This window comes from Streptomyces sp. SID14478, from assembly GCF_010548525.1.
Classification (GTDB): Bacteria; Actinomycetota; Actinomycetes; order Streptomycetales; family Streptomycetaceae; genus Streptomyces.
The window spans coordinates 1-3427 of record NZ_JAAGMG010000791.1 but is presented as its reverse complement, the minus strand read 5'-3'; the positions used below and the strand labels follow the sequence as shown (position 1 = coordinate 3427).

Sequence of the window (3427 nt, the reverse complement as noted above, 5' to 3'; positions counted from 1 at the left end):
GCTGGCCGGACTCGCCCCGCTGCACGGCGAGCGGCTCGCGGCGCGCGGCGGCGGCCGCGGCGAGGTCGACTTCGACGCCTTCTACGAGACCTCCTCCTACGGCACCCGCGCCGTGGACGCCGTCGTCCGCGCGGTCGGCATCGACGTCGTCGTCAGCGGCAGCGACCGGCCGTACGCGCCGCTCACCGTCCCCGACCTCGGCGCGCAGGCCGCCGTCCACGCCCTGCGCACCGTCAACCCCGCCCGACTGCTGAAGGGATCGACCCCATGACGTACCAGGCCCTGCCGGACCGCACGCTGGACAAGCGCGAGCTGCAGGAGCTCGTGGACTCGCTCGCGTCCCGTCCCGAACTGTGGCGCGAGCACGTCGCGTTCTCCGACGAGGAGCGCCATTACGTGTCCCTGCACCGGGACGAGTACGTCGACGTCTGGCTGCTGTGCTGGACGCGGCAGAACGACACGGGCTGGCACGACCACGACCTGTCCTCCGGCGCGGTCGCCGTCGTCCAGGGCGCGCTGAACGAGTCCAACCCGCGGATCGGCGGCAGCCACCTCTCGGTCACGGTCGCGGCGGGCGACTCCTTCCGCTTCGGGCCCGAGCACATCCACCGCCTGACCGGGGCCACCGACGACGCGGTCTCGATCCACGCGTACTCGCCGCCGCTGTGGCGCCTGGGGCAGTACGACATCACCGAGGACGGGCTGATGCGCCGGATCTCCGTCTCGTACGCGGACGAACTACGCCCACTGGACACCCCGGAGGTTCCGGCCGCCTGACGGCTATTGACGTTTCATTCAACTTCTTTCATCCTGCATAAAGTCATGCAGTAGGGGTTGAGAGGGCGGCGCACCGTGGCTGAACTTCTGGAACAGCACTCCATCGACGTCGTCCCGGACAGTGCCCGGCACGGGCGCGCCTTCAACCAGTTCACGCTCTGGGTCGGCGCCAACCTGCACATCACCGCCGTCGTCACCGGCGCCCTCGCCGTCGTCTTCGGCGGCGACGTGGTCTGGTCGCTGATCGGGCTCGTCGTCGGCAACCTGCTCGGCGGCGCCGTCATGGCCCTGCACTCCGCGCAGGGACCCAAGCTCGGACTGCCCCAGATGATCCAGTCCCGGGCCCAGTTCGGCGTCAAGGGCGCCGTCGTGCCGCTGCTCCTCGTGATCCTCATGTACGTCGGCTTCTTCGCGAGCGGCAGCGTACTCGCGGGTCAGGCGACGGCCGAGCTGACGCACACGAACGACACCACCGGCATCATCGTGTTCGCCCTCGTCACGGCCGTGGTCGCGGCGGTCGGCTACCGGGTCATCCACGTCCTCGGCCGCGTCGCGAGCGTCGTGTGCGCCCTCGCCTTCGTGTACCTGGGGATCCGGCTCCTGGACCGCGTCGACCTCGGCGACCTGCTGGGCGACGCCCACTTCTCGCTGCCCATGTTCCTGCTCGCGGTCTCGCTCTCGGCGTCCTGGCAGCTCGCGTTCGGGCCGTACGTCGCCGACTACTCGCGCTATCTGCCGCGCACCACCAGCGCCAAGGCGACGTTCTGGTGGACGCTGTCCGGCTCGGCGCTCGGCTCGCAGTGGTCGATGGCGTTCGGTGTGCTGGTCGCGGCGAGCGCGGGCGAGAAGTTCCTCGACGACCAGGTCGGCTACGTCGTCTCGCTGGGCGGCGCGGGCCTGGTGGCGTCCCTCTTCTACTTCGTGATCGCGTTCGGCAAGCTCACCATCAACGTCCTGAACACGTACGGCGGGTTCATGTCGATGGTGACCGGCATCAGCGGCTTCCGCGGCCAGCGCGCCCTGTCCCAGCGCGGCCGGGCCCTCTACATCGCGGTCATCATGGTCGCGGGCACGGCCGTCGCCCTGGCCGGCAAGGACAGCTTCCTGAACTCCTTCAAGGACTTCCTGCTGTTCCTGCTGACGTTCTTCACGCCGTGGAGCGCCATCAACCTGGTCGACTACTACCTGATCTCGCGCGAGAAGTACGACATCCCGGCCCTGTCCGATCCGCACGGCCGCTACGGCGCCTGGCGCGGGGACGCCCTGGTGGTCTACGCGGTCGGGCTCGTCGCCCAGTTCCCGTTCCTGGCCACCTCGTTCTACACCGGACCGCTCGTCGGCCCGCTCGGCGGCGCCGACATCTCCTGGATCGTGGGCCTCGTCGTCCCGGCGGCCCTGTACTGGCTGCTCGCCCGGCGCGACACCTCGCACGTGCCGGAGGCGACGATCCTCGGCACGGAGGTGCCCGCCCCCGCGACAAGAGGGGGGCTAGCCCCACTGTCTTCGGGCGAGCGGCTCCGTAACGTGGAGCAGCATGGAAGCCCGCGAACGCGCACGTGACGCCGAACTGAAGAAGGACCTCGACGCCACCTTGCATGCCCGCAAGGAGCTGGGCGAGGAGTACGAGTCCGCGTTCGTGGACTCCTTCCTCGACAAGGTCGAGCAGCGCCTGGACTCCGCCGTGGACCGGCGGGTGCGCAGGCAACTGGCCGAGCAGCAGATGGTCGTGGCGCGCGGCGCGCGCGGCGGCCGCTCCGAGAGCGACAGCTGGGGCGAGCGCTTCGGCTTCGCGGTCGTCTCCCTCGTCCTCGCGATCCCGCTCTCCGCCATCGCCGTGGTCAACGCCGACCTGCCGGGGCTGCTCATCGCCTGGGGCGGCATCGTCGGCGTGAACGCGCTGCACACGGGCCGCTGGCCGCGGTTCGGCTCCGGGCGGCGCGAGCGGCGGGACGCGGACGGGAGCGACTGGGAGGGCTGAGCCGGGTCCGGCGCCTCACGCCTGGCGCGTCGGCAGCACGATCGCCTGGCGCAGGTTCACGTGGCGGGGGCGGCTCGTCGTGTACGCGATGAGGTCCGCGACGTCGTCCGCACCGAGCCCGATCAGCGCGTCGAACATGCCGTCCAACTGACCGGAGAGCTCCGCGTTGTCGACGTGGGAAGCCAGCTCCGACTCCGTGAGGCCGGGCTCGACGTTCGTGACGCGGACGTCGCGCGGGCCGAGCTCGGTGCGCAGGGACTGCGACAGGTACGTCAGGGCCGCCTTCGTCGCGCCGTACACCGCGTAGTTGGGGAACGGGACGTGCGCGCCGATCGACGAGATGTTGACCAGGTCCGCGGTGCCGCCCGCCTCGGCGGCCGCGATCAGGTCGGGCACGAAGGCGCGGATGACGCGGAGCGCTCCGGACACGTTCGTGTCGAGCATGCGCTGCCACTCGTCGGCGCGGCCGTCGGTGACCGGGTTCGGCAGCATCACCCCGGCCGCGTTCACGATGAGGTCGACGCGTCCGTACGCGGCGCGCACCTGCTCGGCGGCAGCGTCCACGGAGGCCGGGTCGGTGAGGTCGGCGGCGACCGCGAGGGCCTGGCCGCCGTCCGCCGCGATCTTCTGCGCCAGCTCCGTGAGCCGGTCGGCGCGGCGGGCGAGCAGGGC

General features: G+C 71.1%; 4 protein-coding genes and 1 pseudogene. 4 read left to right on the top strand and 1 reads right to left on the bottom strand.

Annotation, left to right across the window (positions count from 1 at the left end; all coding sequences use genetic code 11):
- The 4 genes and pseudogenes from G3I40_RS26190 to G3I40_RS26175 all read left to right on the top strand — a co-directional run.
- Positions 1-271 (top strand): annotated as a pseudogene (locus G3I40_RS26190) (amidohydrolase); the annotation flags it as partial.
- Complete coding sequence (locus G3I40_RS26185) at positions 268-777, top strand: cysteine dioxygenase family protein (protein ID WP_164304614.1); 510 nt, start codon at positions 268-270, stop codon at positions 775-777. The pseudogene G3I40_RS26190 and the gene G3I40_RS26185, both read left to right, overlap by 4 nt.
- Before the next feature lie 75 nt (positions 778-852).
- On the top strand, positions 853-2337 hold the full coding sequence (locus tag G3I40_RS26180) for a cytosine permease (RefSeq protein ID WP_164304612.1): 1485 nt from the start codon (positions 853-855) through the stop codon (positions 2335-2337).
- Complete coding sequence (locus G3I40_RS26175; protein ID WP_164304610.1) at positions 2312-2755, top strand: hypothetical protein; 444 nt, start codon at positions 2312-2314, stop codon at positions 2753-2755. The genes G3I40_RS26180 and G3I40_RS26175 overlap by 26 nt, the downstream gene beginning before the upstream one ends.
- Before the next feature lie 15 nt (positions 2756-2770).
- On the opposite strand, the gene G3I40_RS26170 is transcribed toward G3I40_RS26175, so the two are convergent.
- Positions 2771-3427 (bottom strand): SDR family oxidoreductase (locus G3I40_RS26170; RefSeq protein WP_164304608.1); only part of this gene is annotated, 657 nt, incomplete at its 5' end.